The sequence below is a fragment of the Streptacidiphilus sp. EB129 genome, assembly GCF_041262645.1.
Classification (GTDB): Bacteria; Actinomycetota; Actinomycetes; order Streptomycetales; family Streptomycetaceae; genus Streptacidiphilus.
Genome location: NZ_JBGCCS010000062.1, coordinates 1 through 24,975, shown reverse-complemented (window position 1 = coordinate 24,975; position 24,975 = coordinate 1). Strand labels below are relative to the sequence as shown.

Sequence of the window (24,975 nt, the reverse complement as noted above, 5' to 3'; positions counted from 1 at the left end):
TCAGCCCCGTCGCCTACGAGCAGCGCCAATCAGCTACCCTGACACTCGCCGCATAACCACACAAACCCGTGTCCACCATCCGGGGTGAAGCCCCATGCTCATCAGCATGGACCTTCACAGGTCGGGATACCACCGGATTCCGTTACCAGTCAGATGCCGGGTGACCAAGCTGCGCGGCCGGTGGGATCGGGCTTGAGCCATGCCTCGATCTCGTCTGCCGCGGTGGTACTAGTGCCCCGGCTGCTGAGCACCTTTGATGCGATGAAGGCGGTGGCGTACAGCGACGTGATCCTGACGCTGTCGATGATCGAACCGTTGGTCGGTGCGGCGGCGATGCGGATGAATGCGCCGCTGGGTGGCTCGAAGTAGCTGTCAAGCAGTGGCTTGGTGGTGTGGCCGCCGATGGTCGAGAGCAGCCGGTAGATGAGGTAGATGGGTGTGAAGCTCTCGCGGCCGAAGCCGAGTCGCGAGGCGTTCTTCGTCAGCCAGTCGACGATCTCGGAGACGGACAGGTCTTGCGGCTTCTGGTCCCCGAAGCCTGCGAGCACGTCGCTCAGGTCGATGTTCGTCGTCTTGAGCTGGGGCACGTAGGGGACGCCTGTCAGCGCCTTGGGCGGATCTTCCGGGTTGCGGGAGTTCCACGAGCTGATCCGGTCGTTGTTCTCCGTGATCTTCCGGCCGCGCCGGCGGGCCGCCTTCTTCATCGTCCGCAGCCGCTCGTCGAAGCTGTTCACCTCCTGCTCGAAGGTCTCCAGGTTCCGCCGGGCGTCCCGCGCGATGCGCATCACCGCCTCGTACTGGCCGAAGTGGATGTATAGCGCGACAAGCCATGCCTCTACATGGGCCCGCCCCAAGAGCCGCACGGAAAGTTCCTGCTTCCCCTGGGCGGCGACCTCCATCTCCCTGAGGAGCTGGCAGCAGTGCCGAAGGGCGGCAGCGTTGTAGCACAACCACTGGTGCCGCTCGCTGCCGGAATCGAGCAGCGCCCAGCGATCATCGGCGAACGCCAAGTCCACCTCGTCAAGAAGGCGCGCGATACCGTCCGAGAGCTGCCCCGCCGACGGTTCGCTCGTCCTGTTCGGCCGCTGCTCCGATGTATGTTCCATACAGGCAAAGCTAGTTGAACTGGTACGGGCGTTGCGCCCGATTCTCCTGGTTTGGGTGTAGGTGGATGTGACAGGCTCCAGCCATGAGGCTAAAGCCGGGGATTACGCTGGCGTACGCGGATGACATGCTGCGCCGTTGCGAGACTGAGTGGAGCAATGCGCGCGGCGCCCAGGACTACTTCGCGGCATACACCGTGGCGGTGCACAACACCGGCCCGATGCTGCGACGGATTTTCGCTGAGCCCGATCTGGCAGCGGGCATGTATACCCCCGCCTACTGGAATCTGCTTCAGATCGGCGACCGCCGTACGGCTGTGTCCTTCACTAACGATCCAGACATTGCCCGGGGTTGGGCGAACGCGCTCCGAGCGCAGAACAGTGCGCTGGCCGGCGAGATCGAGGTCCAGGTCCATGCCCTGGAGCTGGCACGTAGCCAGTTCGACGCACTCAAGGAGCTGGCCTCTCGCCCTGGTCTGCCCATTGTGTACGACACCAACATGCTTAATCACTGGCAGCAGCCAGGCGACATCCGCTGGCGGGAGCTGTTTAGGGAGCGCGGCGAGGTCGTCCCTCTTGCGCGACTGGTTGTGCCACTTCGAGTGATCGACGAATTGGACCGGCAGAAGTATGGATCTGGCGATCTGGCCAAGAAGGCTGCCACGGCCATCCGGTACCTTGACCGCGTCCTTGCCGACAGCCCGGCTGGCGAGCCGGTGGAACTGCGAACGGGCGAGTCAACGCTTGAGGTGTGGCTCGACACCGACGACCGGAGCAGCGATGTCGACCTGGCGATTCTTCGATGCGCCGCCGACCTCGCCAACCTCCACCCGGGTACAGGTGCCAGGGTGCTGACCGACGATGTAGGGATGCGACTTCGCGCGGGGCAATTGAATCTTCCTGTGGTTCGCCTGCCCGCCGCCTACCGCAAGAAGGGCACGGCCATGGACTAGAGCGGTAGGAGCGCTGCGACGTCTGCCCCCGTTCCCCCGATTCGGGGACACCCCGTGCGGTCAGAGGGATGATGGATGCCATCGCGAGGCGATGAGCCCTGGCCTCGTGCCGCGAAGAGTTGGGAGCCCAGGCCAGATGGTCCACGATGCCGCATATCACTGGCCTCCGGAGCTCATGGCACTGCTGACCGACACTATCCCCCTGCTCTGCCGGAGCAAGGACGACGTCATCAACTTCCTGCGCGGTGCAGGAACCAGCCAGGCTCTGCTCGTCCGCTTTCGTGAGCAACTCGCGGTCGATCGTGGGGCTGTGAGCAAGTACAAGATCACGCGCGATGTCATCGGCCAGCTCAACGAGCAAGGCGACCGAGGACTTGGCGTGCGCAGAGCGCTGCTGCGTAGAGTCACTGAGTTCGACGACTTCTCCACCTGCTGGCCCGACGACCAGCTCAAGGCCCGCGGTCTCGTCGCGCAGATCCGCGACATCGTCGGCGTGAAGGACTCCTTCACGCGCATGCAGCAGGAGCGCGATCGAGAGCGCGAAGCCCACGTAGCCGCCCGCCGAGCCGCCGAAGACAAGCGGCGACGCCGCAACGTACTCTATGCGGAGCTGCGGGCACAGATCTCCAACCTCTTCGGCATGGAGGACACGCACAAGCGTGGCCTGGAACTGGAAAGTCTCCTCAACCGCGTCTTCTCCCTGGACGGAATTGGCATCAGGGAGTCGTTCACGCTGCGTCTGGAAGACGGCGAGGCAGCTGAGCAGATTGACGGTGTGGTCGAACTGGACGGCCAGATCTACCTAGTTGAAGTGAAATGGTGGGCCAAGCCGCTGGACATCAATCCGGTCAGCCGCCACCTGGTTCGGGTCATCAACCGCGCCGGCGTCAACGGCCTCATGATCTCGGCGTCCGGATACAGCTCGCCTGCCGTGCAGGAATGTGAACGCTTCCTCGTTCACCGGGTCATGGTCCTCGGCGAACTTCGCGAGCTAGTGCTGCTCCTGGAGCGGGAGGCCAGCCTTGGTGACTGGCTACGTCAGAAGACCCAGATGGCGAAGCTTGACCGGCGCCCCTACGCAGTCCTCGATGTCGACTTTTAGGAGGCCACCCGTCACTTTGCGTTGAGTCTGAGCTAGACGGGATGCCACGAGGCATTTCTGCGCCTCCAGCAGGGTTCCACGGTGTTTTCAGCCCATGTGGGGGCTGCCGCTGTCGGATCGCGGCAGCCCCCGCGCTGTTCGGACCTTTGACCGTAAGCAAGCAAGCGATCACGGCCTCCACCAACGCCAAGCAGAAAGGAGAAGACGATGGCGAACCCCGAGGAAGCCAGCCGAGAGTTCTCAGAAGAAATCAAGAGGGAAATCGCTGTCTGCCGACAGCCGCTTCGTGATTTCGCTAGCAATAATGAAGACAGACAAGGATTTGCCCGAAGCCCAAGGCTCAGCCGTCGGTACGAGATTTCCTCTGAGCAGATGCCGGTTCCACTATTGATCTCCATGGCCATAAAACTGCTTCTCGGTTGCGAGAATTTGGGCCGCACGGAGAAGCTGACCTGGGAGTACCCGTTCCTCTTTCGAGGAGTTCAGTGCAGTATCTCCTTCGAGAAGTTTGGCCTGCGCCTATATGTTGAGGAGCGTCCTGAGGGAAGGGAAGTTGACGAAGCCGGAGTTCTAGAGATCCAGAAGAAGCTCTCAGCAGCTTCTCGCATGATGGAGAAGAACTTGCTCTCCCTCTTGTGCAAGGAGGCAGTAACAGCCGGAAAAGTGACCATTCCCAACTTGTACTACAAGCTTCGGCATATGTATGAATACTTCAGAAACCTTGCTGAAGCTGCGTATGCAGGCGAAGGCGCTCTGGCCCAGCGCGCGGAAGAAAGTGGGAAAGGTACGCTGCTGGCCGGCTCGCTTACTAAATTTATGGCGATTCGCCGAGAAGGTCTCTATGCAACGCTTGCGATGGTCAATTCATACTTCAGCCTCCTCGAACACCTCCTAGTTCTCTCGTTGCCGTCAACTGACTTTGACCCTTCCAAAGAGTCTTTCGCGGACTTTATTGGACTTCGACTGTTTGATAAGTACGATCGCGCTCTCCGCGGCACCAATGCCGTCAAAGTTCAGCAACTTCGTGCGAAGCTGCTGAAGATTGCCGAAACATGGCGCAATCCATACAGTCACGGCGGCTTCGACAAGATGCACCATGCGCTGGGATTTCAGCTAGAGGGCGTAGGAGTTCTGCCGATAGGACTGTCTGCCATTGGCAGACATCCAGAGTTTCACGTATTTCCCGAGAAAGACCAGGGCTTTGATGAGTTGTGCAGCATTTTCGATGAAATCGATGAATTCTTGACTTTGGGTCCACTGTCGGCTTCGATGAAGTGGATCGAGGCGGGCCTTGATGTGCCGTTGGATTCGAATTCATTGAGCTATTTTCGCTGCGCCGCCAGTGCCTCGCCTGACGAGCTTGAATCTTATATCACGACTATGTCGGAACAGGTTGATCTTATGGCGAACATGGATTTCTGAGGTTGAATGTGGAGCTGACCGAAGCCGACGAAGCCGAGCGCACCCGCCTGGCTATTCACGCGGCGGAACGGTAACGAAGGCTTATCGCGGCACGGGCCTTTTTCAGCGACCCAGCCACTCGATGAACGTAACGGCGCAGGGTGAAGGCAGGGTCTTCGTGTCCTAGAAGATCGGCAAGGGTGTAGATGTCCACGCCGGCACTCAGTGCCTCGGAAGCGAAAAGATGCCTCAGGGAGTGCATCATTTTGTCGCGGCACTGCTCCCAAAGTCTTCCGCGACCGACGGGCTTGTCATTCAAAGCCTCGATAAGGCCGATGCTTTCGAGTGCCGCCTTCCACATGTAGTTGAAGTAGTTTTTATTAACAGGCTTGTGCTCCCTTGAAGTAAACATAAGCCGCACAGTGACCGGCGGCCCATTGCGCTCGATCCAAGGTAGCGTGATCTCGACGGGTGGGAACTGGCGGACATGCTCGGCCAGAATGAAGGAGAGCGTGTCGTCGAGTGGGACCTTTCGATCCTTCGGGTCGTCATCGCTTCCTCCCTTGGGTGGAGCGAAGACCATGACTCCTCTATCGAATGCGATCTGGCGTTTAATATGCACGAACTTTTCGGCAGCCAGCCAATTAATGTCGTCTGGGCTGAAGCCGAAAACCTCGCCTTGCCGCATGCCGAGTCCGCGCCCGCAGTCCACGGTTGCCTGGTAGCGACCCGGGAGGTTCTGCTTGATTCCCTCAGAGTCCTCCCAGTCCACCGTTAGATCTTTCGGGGGTTTCTTCTGCCGTCGCGGCTTGACTCGCTTGACGGTGCGGGAATCGCAGGGATTTCTGCGAATCAGCTCGTCATCGACGGCCATGTCGAGAATCGACTTTAGGTGGGTGTAAATGAGCCCCACATAGGTCTCGTCAAGAGTAGAGCTTAGGCGTTTGATCCAGGCCGATACGCGAGACGGGGTAATTTGTGCGAGTTGGAGTTCTCCGATTGGGCCTATAATGTGCGTCCTGACTCGCGCTATGTACTGCGGCTCCGTTCTTGGGTTCTTGAACACCTGGTCGGCGAGCCATTGCTCCGCGAGGGCCTTGAGGAGCGTTTCCCCCTTTTCCTTGGCGATGTAGCTGCCGTCGTCAACGGAGGCGGCAATTTTGTTGAGGTGCTTCCTCGCATCCTCCTGTCTGTCGAAGCTCTCGCTTTGTTGCTCGCCCTCGGGGTCGCGCCAGCGGGCAAGCCACCTTTTGCCACGCCCGTGGTCCTTCGAAGGCACCTTTTTGTGCTCGCGGCACTTTGCCTCTCCAGCAGATGGACGTGACTTGTGCCAGCGGTCGTACGGTTCGGCCATGGTGAACTCCTAAGAGAAGCTGTGCGATTGCAAAAAAAGCCATGGGCATGCCAATGCAGCGGGCGAGGCGACAAGGGATTGCGCGTCGAAGAGCCGACTATGCGCCTTGACCCCGCGATTGCCGGCTTGCATAAGCTTTGGCGTCAGCGAACGGCAGATCGCGAGAGGGAGAAGTTGCTTGGGGGCGTCGCTCCGACATGGGGGGAGCGACGCGCTGGTTGACCTACGGCTGACTAGCCCGCTTCAGCAGGGCCATGACCTCATCGAGGCTTGCGCCGTCGTTGATCGCATTCTCGGCATCGGTAACTAGGCCCTGTAGCTGTGCAGTTGCTTGCGCAGCCATCTGGGCAGTCTGCTCGTTGAAACCCTGTAGAAGTTCCTTTGCTCGGTCCTGGAGCACCGATCGTGCATACTCTGCGCTCGTGTGCCCGGCGTTGGGGGCGGGCAGATTCTCGATTGCTGATCCGAAGTAGAGCCTCGAATCGCTCTCCGGAAGTGGCTTTTCCCCGCGCATCCATTGCAGCAGTGCGGTGTTGTCGCTGACGACCGTGGCTGGGGTCACCCTGACAGCTAGCTCAGCCTCCGCAGACTCAGGCAAGGCGAGCAGGTGAATGGGCGCAACGTCCAGAACGAAGGCGAGGCCCAGTAGCTCGTCCACGCTCACGTCGCGTTTGCGCTCGCCGTGCGCGTTCGGGCGGCCCGACTCGATGTTGTTGAGAACCGCATGGGTTAGCCCCGTGAGCCCATGCTCGGCACAGCGTTCGGCCAACTGCTTGGCCGACCAGCCACGGCGCGCACGAGCTTCCTTGATCCTTCGCGCGACGGCATCGCTGACCGACAGCTCGGTCGGTTCTGATTTGCTTGTCACGCGGGCCTCCATGTCTGTCTTATCGACCACCCTATGCGTACGGGGGCTGCTGTGCAATCGACAGAGGGCTCTTAGTGCATACCAATTCCTCTGTCGATGTGACAGAAGCCTCAGCGCCCGCCATCGTGGTTCGCCCCTTGGGTGCCAGGTGCCCGAATCGCCCGCCCTCCTTGGGCTGTAACTACCTTGTATGTCGAAGCAGTTGGTTTCTTGGGCCCACGGGGATTGCCTCGTCCGATCGGCATCTCCTCTGGCTACAACCCCTTGGCTATACATTGACTCTGTCTATATGACAGAAAATATTGCCACCTTGACAAAGATCCTCGAACGAGCCGAAGCTCTGGGCATGGGTCGTTTCGACATGGCAATCCGTCGAAACGACAGAAATCAACCAAGGGACTGTGCATGATCGACAGAGAACGTTTGTGGAGCCACAACGAGACCGCCGCCTACCTCGGCATCTCGGCGTCCACGCTTTACCAGCTCAACTGGAAGGGCCGCGGCCCGCGGAGCGCACGGATCGGGAAGTACCGCAGGTACAACCCAGCGGATGTTGTCAGCTGGGTTGAGGACCGCTCGGGTGCGACCGGGGCGGCCGAATGAAGCGGCGCCACGCTCCCGAGGCGCTTCCTCGGCACACCTGGTGGACGACGTCCCAGGCGGCTGACGTGCTCGGCATATCCCCTCACGACCTGCGCGAACTTGGGGTCATCGGCTGGGGTCCGCGCTTCGTCAGGGTCGGATGCAGCAGGAGGTACCGGCCGGCTGACGTTCGGGTGTGGGCGTCGCTCGGAATCCGCAGTGCGGCAGAGGTGCGGCGATGAAGGCGAGTTGGGCGGAGAGCCGGGTCTGCCAGCGGAGTAGCCGGCTGCCGCCCCGTGGGCCGCCGTTCGGTGACAGCACAGAGCAGACAGGCCGCCCGCACTTCCCGAGAGCAGGAACTCCGTGAACATCAACCCGATTGACCGCTACGCCAAGGAACCGCCCCGCGCCTGGGTTGGGCACATCTGGAACGCCACGTGGAGGGAGAAGTCCGGCCTCTACGCCCGCGGCAAGATCCTCGACGTGGCCCCCGGCCACGTACTCGTGCACTGGCTCGGCCCCGGCCGGCGTTCCCCGCAGTGGGTGAGCACGGACCAGGGGACGATCAGCCGATCGGCCGTCAAGGACTTCTTGGACGGCGCACCACCGACCCCGCTTGAGTAGGAACAGGCCGCCAACCCCTCAAGGGGTTGGCGGCCTGTTGTGCTGAGGCGGCACGCTGGGCAGCGGGTGCTGCTCGCGGGGCCTCATGGTCACCAGACCTCGATGCCGCCGCCCACCCAGCGAACCAGGTCGGGATCGGCCACGTCTGGGTCATCCAAGCCGGCACGCCGCAGGAATTCCTCTACATCGCCGCGTTGAAACGCGTACCCCATCAGCTCGTGTCGCACCTCGACCCGGCGCGCGCTGCGTTCGCCGAACGTAGGGTGCGGCTGCACGGGGTGAACAACCACCGGCGGGTCGGTCGGGGCGTCCTGCGTTCCTTGCTCGTCCACAGCATCAGCTTCACCCCCACTTCGCGCCTCCGCACGCCGGGCAGCGCGCCGCGGTAGGCGGTACGCCGCCGCTAGGCTGGCGCGTATGGGCAAGCACTCCCGGCCGGACCCGCGCCACGAGCCAGAACTGCCGGACGAAGTTGACCCGGCCGATGAAGCGCTGCTCTACCCCTACATCCGCCGCCGCAGACCTCCGCTTGGTGGACGGCGAGTTCACCACCCGATTAACGGCGGCGCTGGCCACGTCCGTCCCGACGAAGCCAGGCTGCTGCTTGAATGGGACGGCTTCGCCTACCAGCCGGGCGGCGTCGCGGTCAGCCTGGCGGACGCCCACCAGTGGGCATCGGAAGGCGTGTGAGTTCGACCCCGCGGCACCAGTCCACCCGCAGGATGGCCGCCTCTGGAGTTCCTGGCGCCGTACCTGCTCCCTGAGAACTCTCGGGACTAGTAGCAGGCTGAGTGGTTGCGCCGAGGAGTCGTACTGACGGTACAACAACACCCGTGTCACGGTCGGCGTCTGCACTCTGGACCACCGCGGTGCCGTCCGATCGGCGAGGACGTCCGGCGGGGGTGCGCTGGGCCGGCTACCGCAGGCCGACCGCGCGCAGCGCCGCCTCATCGCCCCTGTAGGGGTAGTTGTGGCCGTGCTCCAGACTGCGCTGGATCAGCTGCCCGCTCTCTTTGTCGGCGTGGAAGATCGACCAGCTGCTGCACGTTTCGCAGATCTCGCAAGTGAGGAACGGGCGGAGCGGGTGGAGATTCTGGTCGCGGTCAGCGAGGTAGAGGCTGCCGGCTTCGATCCGATCGGCGCCGTTGACGACCATGGTCGCGGTAGGCACGACGGGGTGGTCGCCCGTGAGTCGGCGGTAGCCGACCGTTTCGCTGGCACTCAGGCGGTCCCAGGTGGCCGAGGTGATGTGGAGCAGCGACCAGTCGGCGAGGAAGCGGGCGCGTTCGAACAGTAGCGCCAGGTCAGCGAAGGCTTCGGCGAGGGCGCTGGCGGAAGGCAGCGGCTCGTTGGCGCGGCCGTGGGCGTGGTTATTGCGCCGGACCGCGAGGCGGGCGGCAGCCTGCTCGGCGTCGGAGCCCTCGGCCAAGAGGGCGGCGAGTTCGTGGAGGGGGTGATCGGCGTCCAGGGCAGCGGTGCCGGTCGCGGCTTGCTGGAGAATCCGTGTCCAGTCGCCGAATCCTGGGCCGCCCGCCTGTGTGGCGATCTTGTTCTTCAGGCTCTTGAGCGCTTTGGAGCTCATGCCGGCTTCCTGCGCGAGGCTGGCCACGAGCAGCGCGCAGAAACCGAGTAGCGCTTCGGCGGCGTCGAGGACGGCCCGGTACGCGCGGTCCCGGTCGTCGGTGCTCATACGGGCCTCGGCCTCCCGCCAGCGCAGCGCCAGCGGGTAGGGCAAGCGGGTGCGGGCGATGTAGCCGGGGTCATCGAGCTGGGCGGCCGCGTCGGCCCTAAGGCGGATTAGCTGGCCGGCGGAAATGATCGAGCGGCGAGCCTGCACGGGGTCATCGCTGTCCCCGAAGACGTTGCCGGCGAGGCTTTCAGCCTCTTGATGCCAGTGCGCCATCTGGCTGCCAGCGGAGTCCAGCTCGCCGATCGCCGCCGAGAGCGCGTCGTCCCAGCCAGGGACACTGAGGCTGTGCAGAGCACGGGCCGGAATCCTGAATTCGCGCTTGATCGTCGGGCACAGCGCGCGGAGCTGGGGGCTGGAGCGCAGGAACGCCGTGATCAGCCGGAGATGACTGGGATCGATGGGGGCGACCGGGCGCAGGAGCAGCAGGGACTGGCCCGCTGCGACGGGGACACGGATCTGCCCGACGACACTCAGCCTGGGTCCGCGGTGCCCGAAGTGGCGTGCCATGAGAACATCGCCCGCCTGGACGAGATTCTCGGGCGGGGCCTCGGTAAGCCACTGGCCGTCGTCGAAGTCGGGGTCGCCGCCCTGGTCGGGATCAACGAGTAAGGGAGAGTCGAGGTCCCAGCTTCGCAGGAGGCGGACGTGGCTTTCCTCTCTCCGGCTTGCGATGAATTCCGGGAGTCTGATGATGCGCGGGACACGCACCTGGAACAGGTCGCCGAGCAGCGGGATGGACGCGGACGCCTGATTGCTGGTCACGTTCATTGTGGGACCCGGCACGTGCTCCCCCTCGCATGTGAAGTGCCGCAATCCTAGACCTGGCCGCAGCGCCGTTGTCCGCGTCAGTCGTCGTCACGCGACCGGGTGAGACACCACGACGCCCAGCGAGATCGGACACCGCCAGCGCAGTTACCTCGTCGGCTCTTCGCCCCGCGCAAAGTAGGCGAAGAACCGACGAGAAGGCGCAAAGTGCGATGAGAACCTACATCACTGCACGATGCGCCGGAAGGCCACTGCCTGCTGGTTCCAGTAGCCGTCATCGAACTTGGTGATCTCGATGTTCTCGCCAGTCCGGGGGGCGTCAATCACAAGATCATCCCCCAGGAACATGCCGACGTGACCGGGGTTCGTCGGCGTGCCGTCGCTGCCAGCGGTGAAGATCAAGTCGCCCGGCTTGAGGTCGGAGGCGTTGTAGACCGGCGTGCCGTCGTTGACCTGTGTGTAGGTGGTCCGGGTGATCGTGACGCCTGCGGCCTGGTAGGCCATCATCATCAGGCCGGAGCAGTCGTAGCTCGGGTCTCCTGTGCCGCCCCACTGGTACGGCAGGCCCAGCTTCGAGACGGCGAACTTGATGGCGGTCACCACGGCGACGGAAGTGCCGGTCGGCAGGGTGAACCCTTCCGGGAGGCTGACGGGATTGGTGATCGCTCCGCCGTTGCCGTCACCGTCGCCGCCGGAACAGTTCGTGGCTCCGCCGCTGGCTGTGGCGACCAGCTGGCGCGCCAGGGACTCCCACTTGGCGTAGGCGTCGGGATAGGCAGACTGCTGCACGTCCTGGGCTGCCTGGCCCACAGGCAGGTTCTGCCAGTTAGAGACTTGGACGAGGCGGCTGTAGAACGCCTTGCTCGCGTACACCGGGTCCATCAGCTGTGATGGCGACCCCCACCCCTGGCTGGGCCGCTGCTGGAAGAGTCCGATGGAGTCGAGGTCGCCGCTCGGCAGATTGACGAGGCTGCTCTCCTGCATGGCGGTGGCGATGGCGATCACCGCGGCCTGCTGGGGAAGGTTCAGGTCGGCGGAGACCTGGTAGATGATCTGGGCGTTGCTGACCTGCTCGCTGGTCAGGTTGACGCCGCCGGCCGCGGGCGATCCCACTGTGACCGGTGTCGAGCAGTTGCTCGTGCCGGCCACGGCGGCAGGGGTCACCGCTGTCGCCCCACCCGCGGCGAGCGCGATCGTCATCACCAACACGATCGGCGTTGCGATCCCGGCCCCGATGCCGAGCGCAGCCTTGTTCATGAGCCCCCTTCACAGCCAGGCCACGCACGCCCACCGCCTCGGTGGAGTGGCGCAGCCTGATTCACCACAGCTAAGGCGTGGGGCAGTAAAGATAGGCAGGATGCGAACAGAGAAGTCAACTGAAGTTTCTCGAAATGTGGACTTCCATGCGCTGGTGTTCAGTAGCGGGGGATTGAAATGGAGCCCAATGTCCGTATTGCACTACCGGCGATAGTGGCGCTGCGTGGCCGGAGGCCAGTGATAGCGGGCGGCGGGGCGGGGCGATAACGATCTGAAAACAGACGAGCCCCCCAGATGGGGGGCTCTACGTATTCCTCGACAAAAACATTCAAACGGACATAGTAGGCAAGTTGGACTCTATGCGGACTGCTCTGGCTCGTCCTCGTCGCCGTAGAGACCTTCGATCCTGCGAAGGGACCGCGCCAAGTCGAGCAGGGCGGCGCTGCTGGCGGGCGAGAGGCCGTCGGCTTGGCGGGCAAGCTCGCGTATCGAGGGCTTCTGGAGCGCCTGGGCCAAGTGCAGTTCGGCGCGTGAGGGTGCCTCCTGTCTGGCCTCGTTGAAGAAGTCCAGGCGCACGTTGAACAGGGCGGCAATGGCCGTGATCCGGCTCAAGGTCGGGTCCGTGCGCTTCCCGGTCCTCAGTTGCCAGAGGTAGGTGGGCGAGATGACCGAGCGGCCGGCGCGGTCGTTCATGCGCTTCGCTGCTTCGGGGTTGGTGTACGGCTTCTGGTCCCTCGGGTGCACGTTGCTGAACAGATGGTTGAGCTTCGCGGCAAGAAATCCGTGCTCGCTGCCGTCTTCGCGCAAGTCTTCCTGGTCCTCTGTGGTCATGGTCGGCGTTCTTCTCCCCTCGATCGCCATCGGGACATCGTTGCGCACAGTGATGGCCACCCGCCATGGACTACGCTTTGTATAGATGTGACCTCGATCACATGAATTCCAGTTGACGGCACATCTTTATTTCTGACTATTGTTTGTCCACAGCTCATTAGCCAGAGTGAACACGCCAGTCGGGCGCACTGTGGGACGAACGGGCTTTCCTGTCAGCAAGATCACGGCGCGGGGGTGGCCGACCGGACCGGCGTGGGCCGATCCGGGGCGGTTCTACCGATCCGCTGCGTTTGGAGCCCACATGTCTCTTCCTCTGCACGTCGCGCACGCTGCGCACACCCTGCTGGCCGGAGCGGTCAGCAACCCGGCCCCGGCCGACCCGACCAACGGGAGCAAGGGCACTAACCTGCTGCTCAGCTACGCGAAGTGGGGCAGCCTGATCGCCTGTGCCGTGGCGGCCGTGGTCTCCGGCGGCCTCATGGGCATAGGTCACCTCAGCAACCGGCCCGACTCGGCTGACAAGGGCAAGAGGGCGCTGATCTGGTCGCTCGGCGGCGTCATCGTCACCGCGTGCGCCATCCCCATGATCAACACCGTCTTCGGCGCTTCGGCGTAACCGGCAGGGACTCCACCGTGGCTAACCCGTTCCTTGCGCCCAAGCGGCGACGGATCTTCCCGCGTCTGCTGGCGGCCGTCGTGGCGCTCCTGGCCGCCGTAGCGGTGGGCGTCGCGGTCGAGTCCCAACTCGGCCCCCGCGCCCCGAAGACATACACCCCGCCAGCGGCGATCCCGCTCCCCGGCGCATCGACCTCGCAGAGCCCGACGCCGACTCCGTTGCCCAGCGCATCGGCCGCCCTCACCGGCGCCCTGCAACTTGTGGAGGGGACCGAGTTGGTCAACGGAGTCAGGCTGGGCTACCCGCACTCCACCGTGGGCGCGGTGTCGGCGAGCGTGGAGTACATGCGGCAGATCGGCTCCACCCTCGACCCCGACCGGGCCGCCGCCGTGGGCCGCCTGGTCGCCGACGCATCCTGGTCCGACGCCCCGCAGCAGCTGGCGCAGGGGCCGACCGCCACCCGCAAGCAGCTCGGCCTCCCCACCAGTGGGCAGGTCCCGGCCAGCGCCTCCGTCGTGCTGGCCCCGGTCGAGTACCAGGTCCGATCCACAACCGCGGACGACGCCACGGTGCTGCTCCTGGCGACCTACACCACGAGCTCGCCGGGCCAGGGCATCTCCACGCGCATGGGGGTGTACCCCCTCGACATGCACTGGTCCGCCGGTGACTGGCACGTCCTCGCCCCGAGCGACAACACGAACTACAGCAACCTGACCGCCCAGCCGGACTCCCCGGATGCCTCGGCGAAGGGCTGGCAGGAGCTCAAGCACTGATGAACCACCGAACCACCACCGCGGGGGTATGAGAGATGTCCTGCATCACCGACCCCATCAGCTGCGTCGCCGGCCCGATCGTCGGCGACGGCGTGGACAGCATCGTCTCCAGTGCCTGGGACAGCATCTGTAAGAGCTTCGCGGACGCCGCAACCTCCGTGCTGACCAGCTTCGCCAAGGCGTTCGTGGCGATCCCGAACGTGGACCTCACCTCCACCGGACTGCGCAACGTCTACGCCATCTCGCTGGGCCTGGCCAGCTTCGTCGCGGTCCTCCTGCTGCTCGGCCAGGTGATCCGCACCGCCGTCACGCACGACGGCTCCGCCCTGGCGACCGGCATCGTCGGAGTCGGCAAGGCCGCGCTCGCCTTCATGCTCACCCTGTCCATCGCCTCCACCTGCCTGCTCGCCAGCGACGAGCTCACGAAGTGGATCGTGGACAACAGCCTCGGCGGAACACAGGCATTCAGCGACAAGATCGCAAAGCTCGTCGCCTGGGACCCCCAGACCAGCGGCAGCCTGCTCCTGATCTTCGGCATCCTCGGCATCCTGCTGACCGTCGTGCTCTGGTTCGAGATGCTGCTCCGCAACGCCGCCATCGCCGTGCTGATCGCCACCTCGCCGATCTCGGCCGCGGGCATGATCTCCGAAGGCACCAAGGGGTGGTGGTCCAAGCTGGTCACCTCCACCGTGCAGCTGATCATCCTCAAGCCCATCGTGGCCCTGGTCTTCGCGCTCGGCTTCAACCTCGCAGGCGACTCCCAGGACCTGGAGACCACCCTCGCCGGGATGCTCGTGCTGCTGCTCGCCGCGCTCGCCTGGCCCTCCATCGCTCGGTTCTTCTCCTTCGCCAACATCCAGGCCGGTGGCGGGGCTGGCCTCGGCGCCCTGCTCGGCTTCGCGGGAGGCCGCCTCAGCGCCCAAGGCGCTGGTGGCCCCTCCGGCGTTTCGCCGGAGGAGTTCGGCTCCTCCGCCGCAGACCGCACCATGAGCAGCTTCGCCAGCAAGGGCGGCGGCCAGGTCGCCGGTGCGGTATCGGGTGGTGGGCAGGCAGCTGGTGCTGCTTCCGGCGCAAGCGGCGCTGCTGCCGCAGCCGGCCCCGCCGGGCTGATCGCCGCGGCAGGCGTCCGCCTGGCCCAGCAAGCGGTCAACTCGCTTGCAGGCGGCATGGACAAGATGGCCGGTCACGCCGGAATGCAGGCCGCTCCCGGAGCCCAGCCGGCGGGCTACGTCTCCCGGTACGGCAACCAGGCACCCCTGCCTAGCACCAGCGGCGGCGGCGACGGCTCCGCCACGCAGGGACCGACCGGCGGAACACCGCCCCAGCCGCCCGCGGAGGCACCTGGTCAGGAGAACCAGCAGGCCCGCACCGAGGGCACCCCGGAACTGCCGGTCACCGGAACAGCGCAACCAGACGCTGTGGGGAGTGAGTCGGCGGCACCGTCCGACCCGCCCACCATCGAGATGCCGGTCGTCCCCTCCGACGTGGAATCGACATCCGGCCCCAGTCCCGCCGAACCGCAGGACGCACAGCCTCCTGCACCAGCCGCGAACTCAGGCTCCACCTCGGGAGGGTCGGCACCAGCCGGGGCATCGCCCGCGACCTCCCCGGTGACACCACCGCCCGCGCCCGGAGCACCCCCGGCTGGCCCCAGTCCCAGCAGCACCGCTCCGCCACCTGGCCCGAGGCCCAGCGGACCTGACACCAACTCACCCAAGGAAGGAGGAACGAAGTGAGCGACACCCAGAGCACATCGACCTCGCGCACGTACTTCGGCTGGCAGCAGGAGAAGGTGGCGTTCATGTTCGGCATGTCCGCCCAACGCGCGGCCATGCTCGGCGGCGGCGTCCTCCTTGCCATCTGGCCACTCGCGGCATCTCGACTTCAAGCCGGGCTCGTGACCTGGCCCCTTTCCCTCCTCCTGGTCGCTCTGGCCTACGTCCGGATCGCCGGACGCACCGTAGATGAATGGGCGGTCGCCTACGTGAGTTTCAGCTTGCTCCGCAACCGGCAGCAGAATCGTTTCCTCTCCGGCCCGTTCAACCCCGCCACCAAGGCCGGGGGCGACGCCAGCCCGACCATGGACCTGCCGGGCATCCTCGCCCCGCTCACCATCCTCGAAGCCGACACCGGCAACGGCCAGACCATGGCCGTGATCCACAACCGGGCCGACCGCACGTTCAGCGCGGTTGCCCGCATCCGCTTCCCCGGCATCGGTCTGGTGGACTCCAGCCGCCGCGACCAGCGCGTGGCAGGCTGGGGGCAACTGCTCTCCGGCCTGTGCTCCGAGGGCAGTCCGATCATCCGCGTCCAGGCCCTCCAACGGCTGGTGCCCGAGTCCGGGGCCGCGCTGCACCGTTGGCACGAGGACCACCTCGCTGACACCGCCCCGGCCGCAGCAGTCGAGATCACCTCGTCACTGCTGGGCACCGCCACCCTGGCCACCTCCCAGCGCGAGGCGTACCTCGTGTTCACGATGGACTCCGCCCGCGCAGCCGGCCCGATCAAGAACGCGGGCGGCGGCACCGTCGGCGCTGCCGCCGTCCTCGTCCGCCACCTGCGGGCGCTGACCACCTCTATCGGCTCCGCCGACCTCCAGGTGGAGGGCTGGCTCGCCCCCCGCGACCTTGCCGAGGTGCTGCGTACCGCCTTCGACCCGCACAGCGCGCGGATGCTCGCCGAACGCCGGGCCAAGGCCAACGCGGCGGCGGTCCGCGGACTGGAGCCGACCGCCGAGCCTGGCGTCTCCGTCGGCGTCGCCGGTCCGGTCGCCGCTGAGAGCGCCCGCGCCTACTACTCCCACGACGGTGCGCAGTCGGTGACCTACTGGGTCGCCGAGTGGCCCCGAAACAAGGTCTACTCGACGGCGCTGGCTCCGCTGCTCGGGGAGGGCGAGCACCGCCGCGCGTTCTCGCTCCACGTCGAACCCCTGACGCCCCGCGCCGCCGAGCGCGAGGTCATGCGGGAGCGCACGGCCCGGCACGTGGCCGTCAGCATGCGCCACAAGAGCGGCCAGATCGTTCCCGAGCACGAAAAGGCGGCGCTGCACCGCGCCGAGGCACAGGACGCCGAACGGGCAGCCGGCCACGGGCTGGTGCGGTTCAGCGCCTACGTCACCGTCACCGTCACCGACCCGGCCGACCTCGAAGACGCCTGCTCGGCGCTTGAGGCCGACGCCTCCGGCGCCCGCATCGAACTCCAGCGCCTGTGGTTCGCCCAGGACGTCGGCTTCGCCTGCGGTGCCCTGCCGGTCGGCATGGGCCTGCCGAAGAAGCGGTGGTGACCATGAGCATCCTCACCCGCAAGAAGGCCGCAGACCTCCCTGCCTTCGACCTCGGCCAGGTCCTCGGCACCCCCGCAGCGCCAACTGCCGCACCGGACACCACGAAGCGGGCCAAGGAACGGCGGCAGCCGGTCGCGCCGCGGCGCGGATGGGCTCGCCCCTACGGAGGCCGTGCCCCGGTCATGCCCGCCGTTCCGGTGTTCCGCGGCAGCACCGGCCAGGTCCAGGGGCTCTACCCCTGGCTGTACGGTGCGTCGATTCCGCCGGTGGGCGTCTACATGGGTGTTGACTGCCTGGCCGGCGGCGCGTTCTCCTGCCATCCGATCGAGTGGCTGCACCGTGGACTGATCACCAACCCCAACATCCTGGTGACCGGAGTCCCCGGCGCGGGCAAGTCCGCGACCCTCAAGGCGCTGTCCACGCGCCTGGCCGCGTACGGCGTGCGCACCTTCGTCCTCGGCGACATCAAGAACGAGTACGCCCCGCTGGCACGGGCCTTCGGTGTCTCCCCGGTGGAGCTCGGCCCCGGCCTCCGCGCCCGTTTGAACCCGCTGGATGCCGGCCCCCTCGGTGCCAACCTGCCCACGGACAAGGAGGAGCTGCGCGAGCGCCTGGACGAAATCCACCGCCGCCGCATCACCCTGCTCTCGTCGCTGCTGGTCATGCGCCTGGGGCGGGACCTCACCCCCACCGAGGAGGCCGCGCTCAGCCTCGCCATCCAGCACGCCTCCGGCCAGGCGGTGGGAAACAGCGAGCTGGTGGACCCCACCATCCCCGACGTGTGGGCGCTGCTGCGCGACCCGCTGCCGGAAATGGCGGAGGAGCTGCGCGTCCGCGACGCCAACGTGAGCGAACTGCGCGAGATGATCCGGCCAGCAGCAGACGCCCTGGGCAACATGGTCCGCGGCAGCCTGAGCGGCCTGTTCGACCGGCCCACCACCGTCCGCCCCGACTTCAACGCGCCGATCCAGACGGTGGACCTCAGCCGCATCGACGGCCGCGGTGACGAAACCGTGGCGATGACCCTGGCCTGCGTCAGTAGCTGGGGCCAGGCAGCCATCGACGAGCCCGGTGGCCCGGTCCGCCTGGTCGTCCGCGACGAGCTCTGGCGGGCGATGCGCGTCCCGGCGATGATCCGCAAGGTGGACTCGGACCTCCGACTCTCCCGCGCTCAGGGGACGATCCAGGTCCTCAGCACCCACCGTCTCGCCGACTTCGAGGCCGTCGGCGCGCAGGGCAGCGAAGAGGTCAGCATCGCCAAGAACCTCATCGCCAGCTGCGACGTCCGGATCTGCCTGCGCCAGGACACCGCCCCCCTGGCCATGACCCGCGACGCCATCGGACTGACCGACACCGAGTGCGCGCACATCGCCTCCTGGAGTGGCGAGCAGATCGGCCGCGCCATCTGGAAGATCGGCCGGACCTCCAGCCACGTCGTGCAGACGGTGCTCAGTCCGCTGGAGCGTCAGCTGTACTACACCAACGAGCGCATGGCCGTCTGATGGCAGCTTCCACCAGCAACAGCACGGTCGCCCGGCGCCCGATCCTGGACGGCCCGGCGGATTACCTCATCGTGGTCCTGGTCGTCGTGGTGGTCGCCGTGACGATGGGTACGTGGGCCACCGGCCAGCTCGCCGGGCTGCTGACACACGCGGCTTGGCCGCCGGTCAGCTTCGGCTCGGCCTTCGCCATCGCGCGGCAGCTGCCGCACCACCTGGACGACCCCAAGCAGGCGTGGCCGGTCGCAGCACGGGGTGACCTGCCCGGACAGGTCGGGTTCGCCGTCTCCGCGGTCCTGGTGCTGACGCTGATGGCGACGGCCGCCGCCTGGGTGATCAGGAACAGCCGCCGGAGCAGGTCGGTGCGCGGATTCGCCTCTCACAACCAGCTGGCCCGAACGCTCTCCGCGAAGGCCGTCGTGCGGCGAGGCCCGACCGTGCGGCCCTCCCTCCGCGGTACCAAGATGAAGGTCTCCGACGTCGCGGTGGGCCTGGGGCGGACGTTGGCCGGCCTGGCGCTGTGGGCGATCGTGGAGAGCAGCGTCCTGGTGCTCGCGGCACCGCGCCAGGGCAAGACCAGCCAGATCATCATCCCCTGGCTGCACGCCTGGATGGGGCCGGCGCTCGTCACCAGCCTCCGTGGCGACGTCCTGGACGCCACCGCTCTGAGCCGCTGGGCTGCCGGTCCGGTAGCGGTCATGGTGCCCACGGGAATGGTGGACTGGCCGGACATCGCCCAGTGGTCCCCGACCTCCGGTTGCGAGGACTTCGGCAAGGCCATGCAGCGGGCCGACCTCATGGTGCAGATCGGGAAGTCCGAGACGTCCGACAGCAGCGGAGCAGGCTTTTTCGGAGCCACCGCGACCAGCCTCCTCGCTGGCTGGCTCCACACGGCGGCCCTCACCGGCCGCACGATGGACGACGTCCTGACCTGGGGCTTTAATCCCAGCATCGAGGAACCCATCAAGCTACTGGCCAACTCGGACCAGGCCGAGCACGGGGTTGCCGCCATGATGGACAGCCTCTACCGGAACCCCGGCGATACCCGCGCGAACCTGTTCGCAACGGTCCAAACCAGCTTGACGCCGCTGTTCGCGCCGATGGCCCGCGCCACCTTCGCCCCGGCCGCCGGCCAGGGACTGGATATCGAGGCGTTCCTCAAGGACAACGGCACCCTCTACCTGCTCGTGGGTGAGCAGGAGTCGCGGTCGCTGGCACCGCTCATCACCGCCTTCATCGACGAGTTCACTGAGACTGCGAAGCGGCTCGCCGACCGCTCACCCGGCGGTCGCCTCGACCCGCCGCTCGGCATGATCCTCGATGAGGTGGCGAACGTGTCGCCGCTTCCGCATCTCCCTGAACTGCTCTCCTTCGCAGGCGGCTCCGGCATCTTCATCACCGCCATCGCCCAGAACATGGCCCAGCTCCGCAAGCGCTGGGGCCAGGAAGGCGCGGACATGATCTGGGGAGCCTCCACCGTGAAGATCGCCCTCGGCGGCCTAGCCGGTAAGGAGCTGGAGGACTTCAGCCAGCTCGCCGGTATCTACCGCGAGGCGCTGACGACATACCAGTCCGGCAGCCACGGCACGACCATGCAGACCACGCTCCAGGACCGGAAGACGGTTACCGCCGACGAGATCCGAACCCTCAACGAGGAGCGGCGCGAAGCGCTGATCATCCACGCCACGACCCCAGCGACGAAGGTCGTCATGCAGCGCCACTACGAAGGCAAGGACGCTGCCGATTTCACCAAGTCCGTCGAGTGGGCCAGGGCCTATCGCCAGCAGGCGGCAGCTGAGGAGGCCGCAGCATGACCGATACCGACTACCAGCCCATCGGCCGGATCAAGGGGCACCCCCGAGTCCGCCGCCCCAAGCTGCCCCGCACCCGCACCCAGCCGTCGGCCGGTCGCGGCAAGATCGCAGCCGGCGGCCTGGTCGAGTGGCACGACATGAGCCCCAGCGAGCGGGCCGCCAACTGGGCCAAGCTGTGCAACTGGGTGACCTGGCTCTACGACCGCTACGAGCTCTCCGTCGAGTCCCGCCTCCCCGAGTGCTGGACGGAACACCCCGGCATGATCGAGGAGCTGTGGGCGCTCATGGTGTGGCGCTTCGAGATATACGGCTCCGAGCTGCCTGCCGGGCAGGCAGCGAGGTACTGGCACACCGAACTGCGCGTGGTCACGGCCAACGCTGCCAGCTACTACGCATCCAACTGCCGTACCGGGCATCGCAAGGAGTACGCCAAGGCAGCGGACGACAAGGACCTACAGAAGAGGTGGAACGAAGCCGACCCGGCCCTCGGCATCCCGAAGGAGATGCTGCCCACCGAGAACGCCGCACTGGCAGGGGCACCCGGCACGATGCCCGCCGAAGCGATGCGGGTAGCGCTCGCCTCCGGGGCGGCCAGCGTGCTCAGCCCCGCCATCCCCGAGTACGCGCGATACGACGCGGCCTGGTGGCTGGACGCCGGAGAGGACACCTGGGTTCTGGTGACGGACGCCGCCTTCGCGGAGAAGCTGGACGCTTCCGCAGCGGCAATGGAGGCAGCGACCGCAGCAACTCAGCGCCGCAAGGCGGCCCAAGGGCTGTCCGGGGACGCCCGAGCAGACCAAGATCGTGACGCAAGGAACTGACGATGACCCACCCCACCCCTTCCCTGAGCGAGCGGGCTGAGCAGGCTCTCGTCGCCTCGCTACTCCGAGACCCCACCTGGTTCGAGGGCTACCGCCGCGTTCTGACCTCGGACCGCTTCACCAAACCCACCTACGCCGCTATCGTCAACGGCCTCGCCGAACAGGTCACGCAGACTGGCGTCGGCCGAGAAGCTGACTTCTCCTCCAGGCTCGCGGAACGGCTCAACCTGCCCGGAGTCGATGCTGCCTACCTACGGGACCTGGCTGCGACCGGCCCTGACGCAGCTGACCTCCGGGTGTACGCCCGGATGGTGCAGGAGGCTTTCGTCCGCCGGCAGCTGGCTGCGCAGGCCGAGCGGATAGCCGCCAGTGCGGGGCCGGTACGTGGAGTCGATGACCACCTGGACCACCTGGATCGGTTGGCGAAGGCCGTTGCTCGGCTCGCACCCGCCGACGCCGAGGTGCGAGCCTCCGCAGCCGGTGCTGTCGCAGTGGAGGTTGCAGCGGCCCCCGTCATCGGCAGCCGACAGTGGCGCGAGGACCAGGTACTGGCGGACCTGCTCCAGCACGGAGAGCAAGTTGTAGAGGTCGAGGTCTGGCTGACGGCCGACACCTTCGAGGACGGTCCGCGGCGCGAAGTCTACGAGGCCATCGGCACCGTCTCCGATCAGGGCGAACCGATCACCGAGCTGACGGTCGCCTGGGAGCTGAGCCGGCAGTACAGCGCCGACGGAACCACGTACGACGCCACGATGGAGGGCTACCTCGCAAGCCTCCTGGCCACAGAGGTCGTCGTCGGCACAGCCGTCGAGATCGGCCGTGACCTGCTCGTGGACACGCTTCGAGCTGACCTGGCGGTGGATGCCGCGCGCGTCATCGCCGACGTGGAGCAGGGAGAGCAGGTCGGACCCGTCACGGGCACAGCAGCGGAAGGCCCCCGGGCGCGTGCTGCTGAGCAGACGCTCCAAGAGCAGCCCGTGCCCACGGCTGTGCAGCTGCCACCTGCACAGCCGACGGTCGAAGCCCAGCCCAAGATCCGGCCGTGAAGGGGAGCGCAAGCATGATCGACAGCACACTTCCTGCGGCCATCGCCTCACAGGGAAGGCCGCCATCCAGTACTAAGGTGATTAAGGCCACGGTAATGGCTGAGGCTCTGGTCTGCGGTCGGGCGCAGTACCTCAGTGCGACCATCCGAGACTTTGCCCGATACAACGGTGCATGGTGGCTCTTGGATCGAGATGTTTGGTTCTTGGCTGACGATGAGGAATTGATTTCAAGCCTTGATGCCGCGGCCGAGCTGATGAGGAACATGGATGCTGGGATTCGACGCACACCTAGCGTCTAAATAGTGGCGGTAGCGGCGCAGTATGGTATTTCTTGTAGTAAATGAAAGAAAAGAAGCCAAGGCCGGAGATGAACATGGCGCCAATGATCGGGGCCGCAAAGACTATATCGCCGGTGCTCCCAAATAGCATCATGCTGATTAGCATGACAAAGATTCCGCTAAGGCCAACTCCCAAGCTGGGCAGCTGACCCTTGGGGGGCATGTGGCCCGAGATGACCTTTACATCAGCCAGTGCTCGCTGGGGATAGGTGATCTTAGGCTCCCCCTCAAGTAGGAAGGTGACGGAGAGATTTGTGTCGCGGGGAATGAGCGTGGGCTCAAAGCTCACAGTCGATTCAGACCATTCGGCTTTCAGGGCCGGTTCGTCCGCTGCGGAGGAGAGCTGATCGACGATTTTCGCCCCAAGATCGAAAGTGAGATGCTGAACGAAGTCATCCTTCCGAATGTCGGCCCGACTGCGAACCTCGATGACCAAGGTGGCGGCAGTAGGGTCGGATACCGGGCAGTCGCCCCAAGTAGTGCGAAGCTTCTCGCTATAGCTGGAGGCTACGACCAAATGCAAGATGTCGTCCAAGCGGTAATAGAGGCGAGCATCTGGCCGGGCGGCCTTGTAGGCAAACCAAGCGCCAATAGGGATGCCGCCCAAGGCAACAATGAAGGCTGCCCAAGTGAGAGTGTCAGCAAGTGACTCCGACATAGCTAGCTGCATGGCAAAAATATAATCCCAGCCGGAAGGGGCTAGCAGCTGTTTGCGAAAGTTGGAGCCTAGTACTCCAGTGAGAGTTCTCCGTATGTCCTGGTCAGCGGCCTGGTGGCGGTGAGTGTAGCTGGGCTGCTGCGGGGCTGGGGGCGGTTTCGCGGGCAGGTCGCACGAACGAGTGCCCTGGCGCATGCCGTGGCAGCCCGGTGGACAGCCCACGGATGTGCTTGATGATCTGCCCACGGAAACGTGGGACCAGGAACTGGACGAACTGCTCCTACGAATCGGGGCCCGCTTCGGGCGGGTCGAACCCCGGCGGCGGATGCGGGACTACGTGCAAGGACTCCTTGGCCCGGCAGGCCGCAAGAACAGCTGGCAACTGGCCGAGTACGCGGGCCATTCGGCCCCACACCGACTGCAGCACCTACTCGCAGGAGCCCGCTGGGACGCAGACCAGGTCCGCGACGACCTCCAGGCCTACGTCGCCGAACGCCTCGGCGCCCCCGACGGAGTCCTGATCATCGACGACACCGGCTTCGTCAAGAAGGGCACCGTCTCCGCCGGCGTGCAACGCCAGTACTCCGGCACCGCAGGCAGGACCGAGAACTGCCAGATCGGCGTCTTCGCCGCCTACGCAACCACCAAGGGGCACGCCCTGGTGGACCGCGAGCCCTACCTGCCCAAGTCCTGGACCGAGGACCGCGAACGCTGCAAGACCGCCCGCATCCCCGATGACCGCACCTTCGCCACCGAACTCGAACTGGCACGGGCCATGGTCCGACGCGCTCTCACCTCGCCCTTGCCGATCGCCTGGGTCACCGCGGACTCCGCCTACGGCCAGGACTCCCACTTCCGCCGCTTCCTGGAAGACGCCGGGCTGTCCTACGTGGTCGCCGTCCCCAAGTCCCAGCAGGTACACGGCCCACGCATCGACCACCTCCTGACCCAGGCCCCGCCCGAAGCCTGGCGACGCCTGTCCGCCGGCCCGGGCGCCAAGGGCGAACGCCTCTACGACTGGGCCGCCGCCCGGCTGCCGGCGGTATGGGAGTTCGACGGCGACGAACCCACCCGCCAGCGGTGGATGCTGGCGCGCCGCAGCATCGCCAAGTCCGACGAGGTGGCCTACTACCTCGCCTGCGCGCCCTTGGACGCCACCGTCGCCGACCTCGTCCGCATCGCAGGATGCCGATGGAGGATCGAGGAGTCCTTCCAGAGCGCGAAGAACGAGTGGGGCCTGGACCAGTACGAAGTGCGGCGCTTCGTGGGCTGGTACCGCCACATCACCCTGGCCATGCTCGCCCACGCGTTCCTGGCTGTCCTGGCCGCCCAGGAACGTGAAAAGGGGGAGGCGCCCACGACACACCCGAGCTCGTGGACCTCACACCAGCCGAAATCCGCCGTCTGCTGGCAATTGGACCCCGCCACCGTCCTACATCCCGGGACCACACACTGACCTGGTCCCACTGGCGCCGCCGACACCAGGCACACGCACGCCGCTGCCACTCTCTTGAAAATCACCTGAGCTTGTGCGCGGTGGTGCAGCTCAGGTGGGTTCGATGTGTGGGGTGACGGTGACATCGAGGCCGAGGGCGGA

At 65.8% G+C, this 24,975-nt stretch carries 24 protein-coding genes; 16 read left to right on the top strand and 8 right to left on the bottom strand.

All coding sequences use genetic code 11. From position 1 onward, the window contains the following. Positions 1 to 149: 149 nt before the first annotated feature. Positions 150 to 1,106 carry a hypothetical protein gene (locus ABH925_RS35795; protein ID WP_370155415.1) on the bottom strand — a complete coding sequence of 319 codons (957 nt, stop codon included), beginning with the start codon at positions 1,104 to 1,106 and terminating at the stop codon, positions 150 to 152. A gap of 83 nt (positions 1,107 to 1,189) precedes the next feature. Between ABH925_RS35795 and ABH925_RS35790 the strand changes: the two genes are divergently transcribed. The 3 genes from ABH925_RS35790 (at position 1,190) to ABH925_RS35780 (ending at position 4,580) form a co-directional block, all read left to right on the top strand. Continuing rightward, on the top strand, positions 1,190 to 2,056 hold the full coding sequence (locus ABH925_RS35790) for a PIN domain-containing protein (protein WP_370155413.1): 867 nt from the start codon (positions 1,190 to 1,192) through the stop codon (positions 2,054 to 2,056). 175 nt (positions 2,057 to 2,231) lie between these two features. Then, positions 2,232 to 3,158 (top strand): restriction endonuclease, encoded by a 927-nt coding sequence (locus ABH925_RS35785; protein ID WP_370155410.1) that lies wholly within the window; start codon positions 2,232 to 2,234, stop codon positions 3,156 to 3,158. Between the two features lie 207 nt (positions 3,159 to 3,365). After that, positions 3,366 to 4,580, top strand: a complete 1,215-nt coding sequence (locus ABH925_RS35780; RefSeq protein ID WP_370155408.1) for a hypothetical protein — start codon at positions 3,366 to 3,368, stop codon at positions 4,578 to 4,580. A gap of 55 nt (positions 4,581 to 4,635) precedes the next feature. Here the strand turns inward: ABH925_RS35780 and ABH925_RS35775 are convergent, their stop codons facing one another. Then, the gene (locus ABH925_RS35775; protein ID WP_370155406.1) at positions 4,636 to 5,913 is read right to left on the bottom strand and encodes a tyrosine-type recombinase/integrase; all 1,278 of its coding nucleotides are present in this window, start codon (positions 5,911 to 5,913) and stop codon (positions 4,636 to 4,638) included. Positions 5,914 to 6,136: 223 nt separating this feature from the next. After that, on the bottom strand, positions 6,137 to 6,781 hold the full coding sequence (locus tag ABH925_RS35770) for a helix-turn-helix domain-containing protein (protein ID WP_370155403.1): 645 nt from the start codon (positions 6,779 to 6,781) through the stop codon (positions 6,137 to 6,139). A gap of 405 nt (positions 6,782 to 7,186) precedes the next feature. Between ABH925_RS35770 and ABH925_RS35765 the strand changes: the two genes are divergently transcribed. Next, positions 7,187 to 7,384, top strand: a complete 198-nt coding sequence (locus ABH925_RS35765; RefSeq protein ID WP_370155400.1) for a helix-turn-helix transcriptional regulator — start codon at positions 7,187 to 7,189, stop codon at positions 7,382 to 7,384. 342 nt (positions 7,385 to 7,726) lie between these two features. Continuing rightward, the gene (locus tag ABH925_RS35760) at positions 7,727 to 7,987 is read left to right on the top strand and encodes a hypothetical protein (RefSeq protein WP_370155398.1); all 261 of its coding nucleotides are present in this window, start codon (positions 7,727 to 7,729) and stop codon (positions 7,985 to 7,987) included. Positions 7,988 to 8,076: 89 nt separating this feature from the next. Here the strand turns inward: ABH925_RS35760 and ABH925_RS35755 are convergent, their stop codons facing one another. Beyond that, positions 8,077 to 8,319, bottom strand: coding sequence for a hypothetical protein (locus tag ABH925_RS35755; RefSeq protein WP_370155395.1), 243 nt, complete (start codon positions 8,317 to 8,319; stop codon positions 8,077 to 8,079). 85 nt (positions 8,320 to 8,404) lie between these two features. Between ABH925_RS35755 and ABH925_RS35750 the strand changes: the two genes are divergently transcribed. After that, positions 8,405 to 8,677: a DUF6087 family protein gene (locus tag ABH925_RS35750; protein WP_370155393.1), complete on the top strand. Its 273-nt coding sequence runs from the start codon at positions 8,405 to 8,407 to the stop codon at positions 8,675 to 8,677. 226 nt (positions 8,678 to 8,903) lie between these two features. On the opposite strand, the gene ABH925_RS35745 is transcribed toward ABH925_RS35750, so the two are convergent. The 3 genes from ABH925_RS35745 to ABH925_RS35735 all read right to left on the bottom strand — a co-directional run bounded on the left by ABH925_RS35745 (position 8,904) and on the right by ABH925_RS35735 (position 12,590). Further along, positions 8,904 to 10,445, bottom strand: coding sequence for a restriction endonuclease (locus ABH925_RS35745; protein WP_370155391.1), 1,542 nt, complete (start codon positions 10,443 to 10,445; stop codon positions 8,904 to 8,906). 222 nt (positions 10,446 to 10,667) lie between these two features. Then, a complete protein-coding gene (locus ABH925_RS35740; protein WP_370155388.1) occupies positions 10,668 to 11,699 on the bottom strand; it encodes an NlpC/P60 family protein in 1,032 nt (343 codons plus the stop codon). A 357-nt stretch (positions 11,700 to 12,056) separates the two neighbouring features. Continuing rightward, on the bottom strand, positions 12,057 to 12,590 hold the full coding sequence (locus ABH925_RS35735; RefSeq protein WP_370155385.1) for a hypothetical protein: 534 nt from the start codon (positions 12,588 to 12,590) through the stop codon (positions 12,057 to 12,059). Positions 12,591 to 12,831: 241 nt separating this feature from the next. On the opposite strand from ABH925_RS35735, the gene ABH925_RS35730 reads away from it, so the two are divergent. From ABH925_RS35730 to ABH925_RS35690, 9 genes are read left to right on the top strand one after another with little or no spacing between them, the layout of a single operon-like run. Next, the gene (locus ABH925_RS35730) at positions 12,832 to 13,146 is read left to right on the top strand and encodes a hypothetical protein (RefSeq protein ID WP_370155383.1); all 315 of its coding nucleotides are present in this window, start codon (positions 12,832 to 12,834) and stop codon (positions 13,144 to 13,146) included. Between the two features lie 17 nt (positions 13,147 to 13,163). Continuing rightward, the gene (locus ABH925_RS35725) at positions 13,164 to 13,919 is read left to right on the top strand and encodes a hypothetical protein (protein ID WP_370155380.1); all 756 of its coding nucleotides are present in this window, start codon (positions 13,164 to 13,166) and stop codon (positions 13,917 to 13,919) included. A 35-nt stretch (positions 13,920 to 13,954) separates the two neighbouring features. Further along, on the top strand, positions 13,955 to 15,655 hold the full coding sequence (locus tag ABH925_RS35720) for a conjugal transfer protein TrbL family protein (RefSeq protein ID WP_370155378.1): 1,701 nt from the start codon (positions 13,955 to 13,957) through the stop codon (positions 15,653 to 15,655). Next, positions 15,652 to 17,202: an SCO6880 family protein gene (locus ABH925_RS35715; protein WP_370155376.1), complete on the top strand. Its 1,551-nt coding sequence runs from the start codon at positions 15,652 to 15,654 to the stop codon at positions 17,200 to 17,202. Before ABH925_RS35720 ends, ABH925_RS35715 begins: the two co-directional genes overlap by 4 nt. A gap of 2 nt (positions 17,203 to 17,204) precedes the next feature. Next, positions 17,205 to 18,704: a VirB4 family type IV secretion system protein gene (locus tag ABH925_RS35710; RefSeq protein WP_370155417.1), complete on the top strand. Its 1,500-nt coding sequence runs from the start codon at positions 17,205 to 17,207 to the stop codon at positions 18,702 to 18,704. Continuing rightward, positions 18,704 to 20,515: a type IV secretory system conjugative DNA transfer family protein gene (locus ABH925_RS35705; RefSeq protein WP_370155374.1), complete on the top strand. Its 1,812-nt coding sequence runs from the start codon at positions 18,704 to 18,706 to the stop codon at positions 20,513 to 20,515. Before ABH925_RS35710 ends, ABH925_RS35705 begins: the two co-directional genes overlap by 1 nt. Then, positions 20,512 to 21,336 (top strand): hypothetical protein, encoded by an 825-nt coding sequence (locus ABH925_RS35700; RefSeq protein ID WP_370155372.1) that lies wholly within the window; start codon positions 20,512 to 20,514, stop codon positions 21,334 to 21,336. The genes ABH925_RS35705 and ABH925_RS35700 overlap by 4 nt, the downstream gene beginning before the upstream one ends. Before the next feature lie 2 nt (positions 21,337 to 21,338). Next, positions 21,339 to 22,382 (top strand): DnaB-like helicase N-terminal domain-containing protein, encoded by a 1,044-nt coding sequence (locus ABH925_RS35695; RefSeq protein ID WP_370155370.1) that lies wholly within the window; start codon positions 21,339 to 21,341, stop codon positions 22,380 to 22,382. Positions 22,383 to 22,396: 14 nt separating this feature from the next. Continuing rightward, positions 22,397 to 22,681: a hypothetical protein gene (locus tag ABH925_RS35690; RefSeq protein ID WP_370155369.1), complete on the top strand. Its 285-nt coding sequence runs from the start codon at positions 22,397 to 22,399 to the stop codon at positions 22,679 to 22,681. On the opposite strand, the gene ABH925_RS35685 is transcribed toward ABH925_RS35690, so the two are convergent. Continuing rightward, positions 22,671 to 23,390 carry a hypothetical protein gene (locus ABH925_RS35685; protein ID WP_370155367.1) on the bottom strand — a complete coding sequence of 240 codons (720 nt, stop codon included), beginning with the start codon at positions 23,388 to 23,390 and terminating at the stop codon, positions 22,671 to 22,673. The two genes, ABH925_RS35690 and ABH925_RS35685, sit on opposite strands and share 11 nt — an antisense overlap. A gap of 181 nt (positions 23,391 to 23,571) precedes the next feature. Here ABH925_RS35685 and ABH925_RS35680 point away from each other — a divergent pair, with 181 nt between their 5' ends. Next, the gene (locus ABH925_RS35680; RefSeq protein WP_370155365.1) at positions 23,572 to 24,834 is read left to right on the top strand and encodes an IS701 family transposase; all 1,263 of its coding nucleotides are present in this window, start codon (positions 23,572 to 23,574) and stop codon (positions 24,832 to 24,834) included. Positions 24,835 to 24,975 lie beyond the last annotated feature (141 nt).

Coding starts and splice junctions, on each gene's coding strand:
- ABH925_RS35720 (WP_370155378.1), top strand. CDS start 13,955: ATGTCCTGCATCACCGACCCCATCAGCTGCGTCGCCGGCCCGATCGTC.
- ABH925_RS35700 (WP_370155372.1), top strand. CDS start 20,512: ATGACCGATACCGACTACCAGCCCATCGGCCGGATCAAGGGGCACCCC.
- ABH925_RS35750 (WP_370155393.1), top strand. CDS start 8,405: ATGGGCAAGCACTCCCGGCCGGACCCGCGCCACGAGCCAGAACTGCCG.
- ABH925_RS35680 (WP_370155365.1), top strand. CDS start 23,572: ATGCCGTGGCAGCCCGGTGGACAGCCCACGGATGTGCTTGATGATCTG.
- ABH925_RS35775 (WP_370155406.1), bottom strand. CDS start 5,913: ATGGCCGAACCGTACGACCGCTGGCACAAGTCACGTCCATCTGCTGGA.
- ABH925_RS35730 (WP_370155383.1), top strand. CDS start 12,832: ATGTCTCTTCCTCTGCACGTCGCGCACGCTGCGCACACCCTGCTGGCC.
- ABH925_RS35785 (WP_370155410.1), top strand. CDS start 2,232: ATGGCACTGCTGACCGACACTATCCCCCTGCTCTGCCGGAGCAAGGAC.
- ABH925_RS35780 (WP_370155408.1), top strand. CDS start 3,366: ATGGCGAACCCCGAGGAAGCCAGCCGAGAGTTCTCAGAAGAAATCAAG.
- ABH925_RS35795 (WP_370155415.1), bottom strand. CDS start 1,106: ATGGAACATACATCGGAGCAGCGGCCGAACAGGACGAGCGAACCGTCG.
- ABH925_RS35685 (WP_370155367.1), bottom strand. CDS start 23,390: ATGCAGCTAGCTATGTCGGAGTCACTTGCTGACACTCTCACTTGGGCA.
- ABH925_RS35705 (WP_370155374.1), top strand. CDS start 18,704: ATGGCAGCTTCCACCAGCAACAGCACGGTCGCCCGGCGCCCGATCCTG.
- ABH925_RS35765 (WP_370155400.1), top strand. CDS start 7,187: ATGATCGACAGAGAACGTTTGTGGAGCCACAACGAGACCGCCGCCTAC.
- ABH925_RS35710 (WP_370155417.1), top strand. CDS start 17,205: ATGAGCATCCTCACCCGCAAGAAGGCCGCAGACCTCCCTGCCTTCGAC.
- ABH925_RS35790 (WP_370155413.1), top strand. CDS start 1,190: ATGAGGCTAAAGCCGGGGATTACGCTGGCGTACGCGGATGACATGCTG.
- ABH925_RS35695 (WP_370155370.1), top strand. CDS start 21,339: ATGACCCACCCCACCCCTTCCCTGAGCGAGCGGGCTGAGCAGGCTCTC.
- ABH925_RS35745 (WP_370155391.1), bottom strand. CDS start 10,445: ATGAACGTGACCAGCAATCAGGCGTCCGCGTCCATCCCGCTGCTCGGC.
- ABH925_RS35690 (WP_370155369.1), top strand. CDS start 22,397: ATGATCGACAGCACACTTCCTGCGGCCATCGCCTCACAGGGAAGGCCG.
- ABH925_RS35740 (WP_370155388.1), bottom strand. CDS start 11,699: ATGAACAAGGCTGCGCTCGGCATCGGGGCCGGGATCGCAACGCCGATC.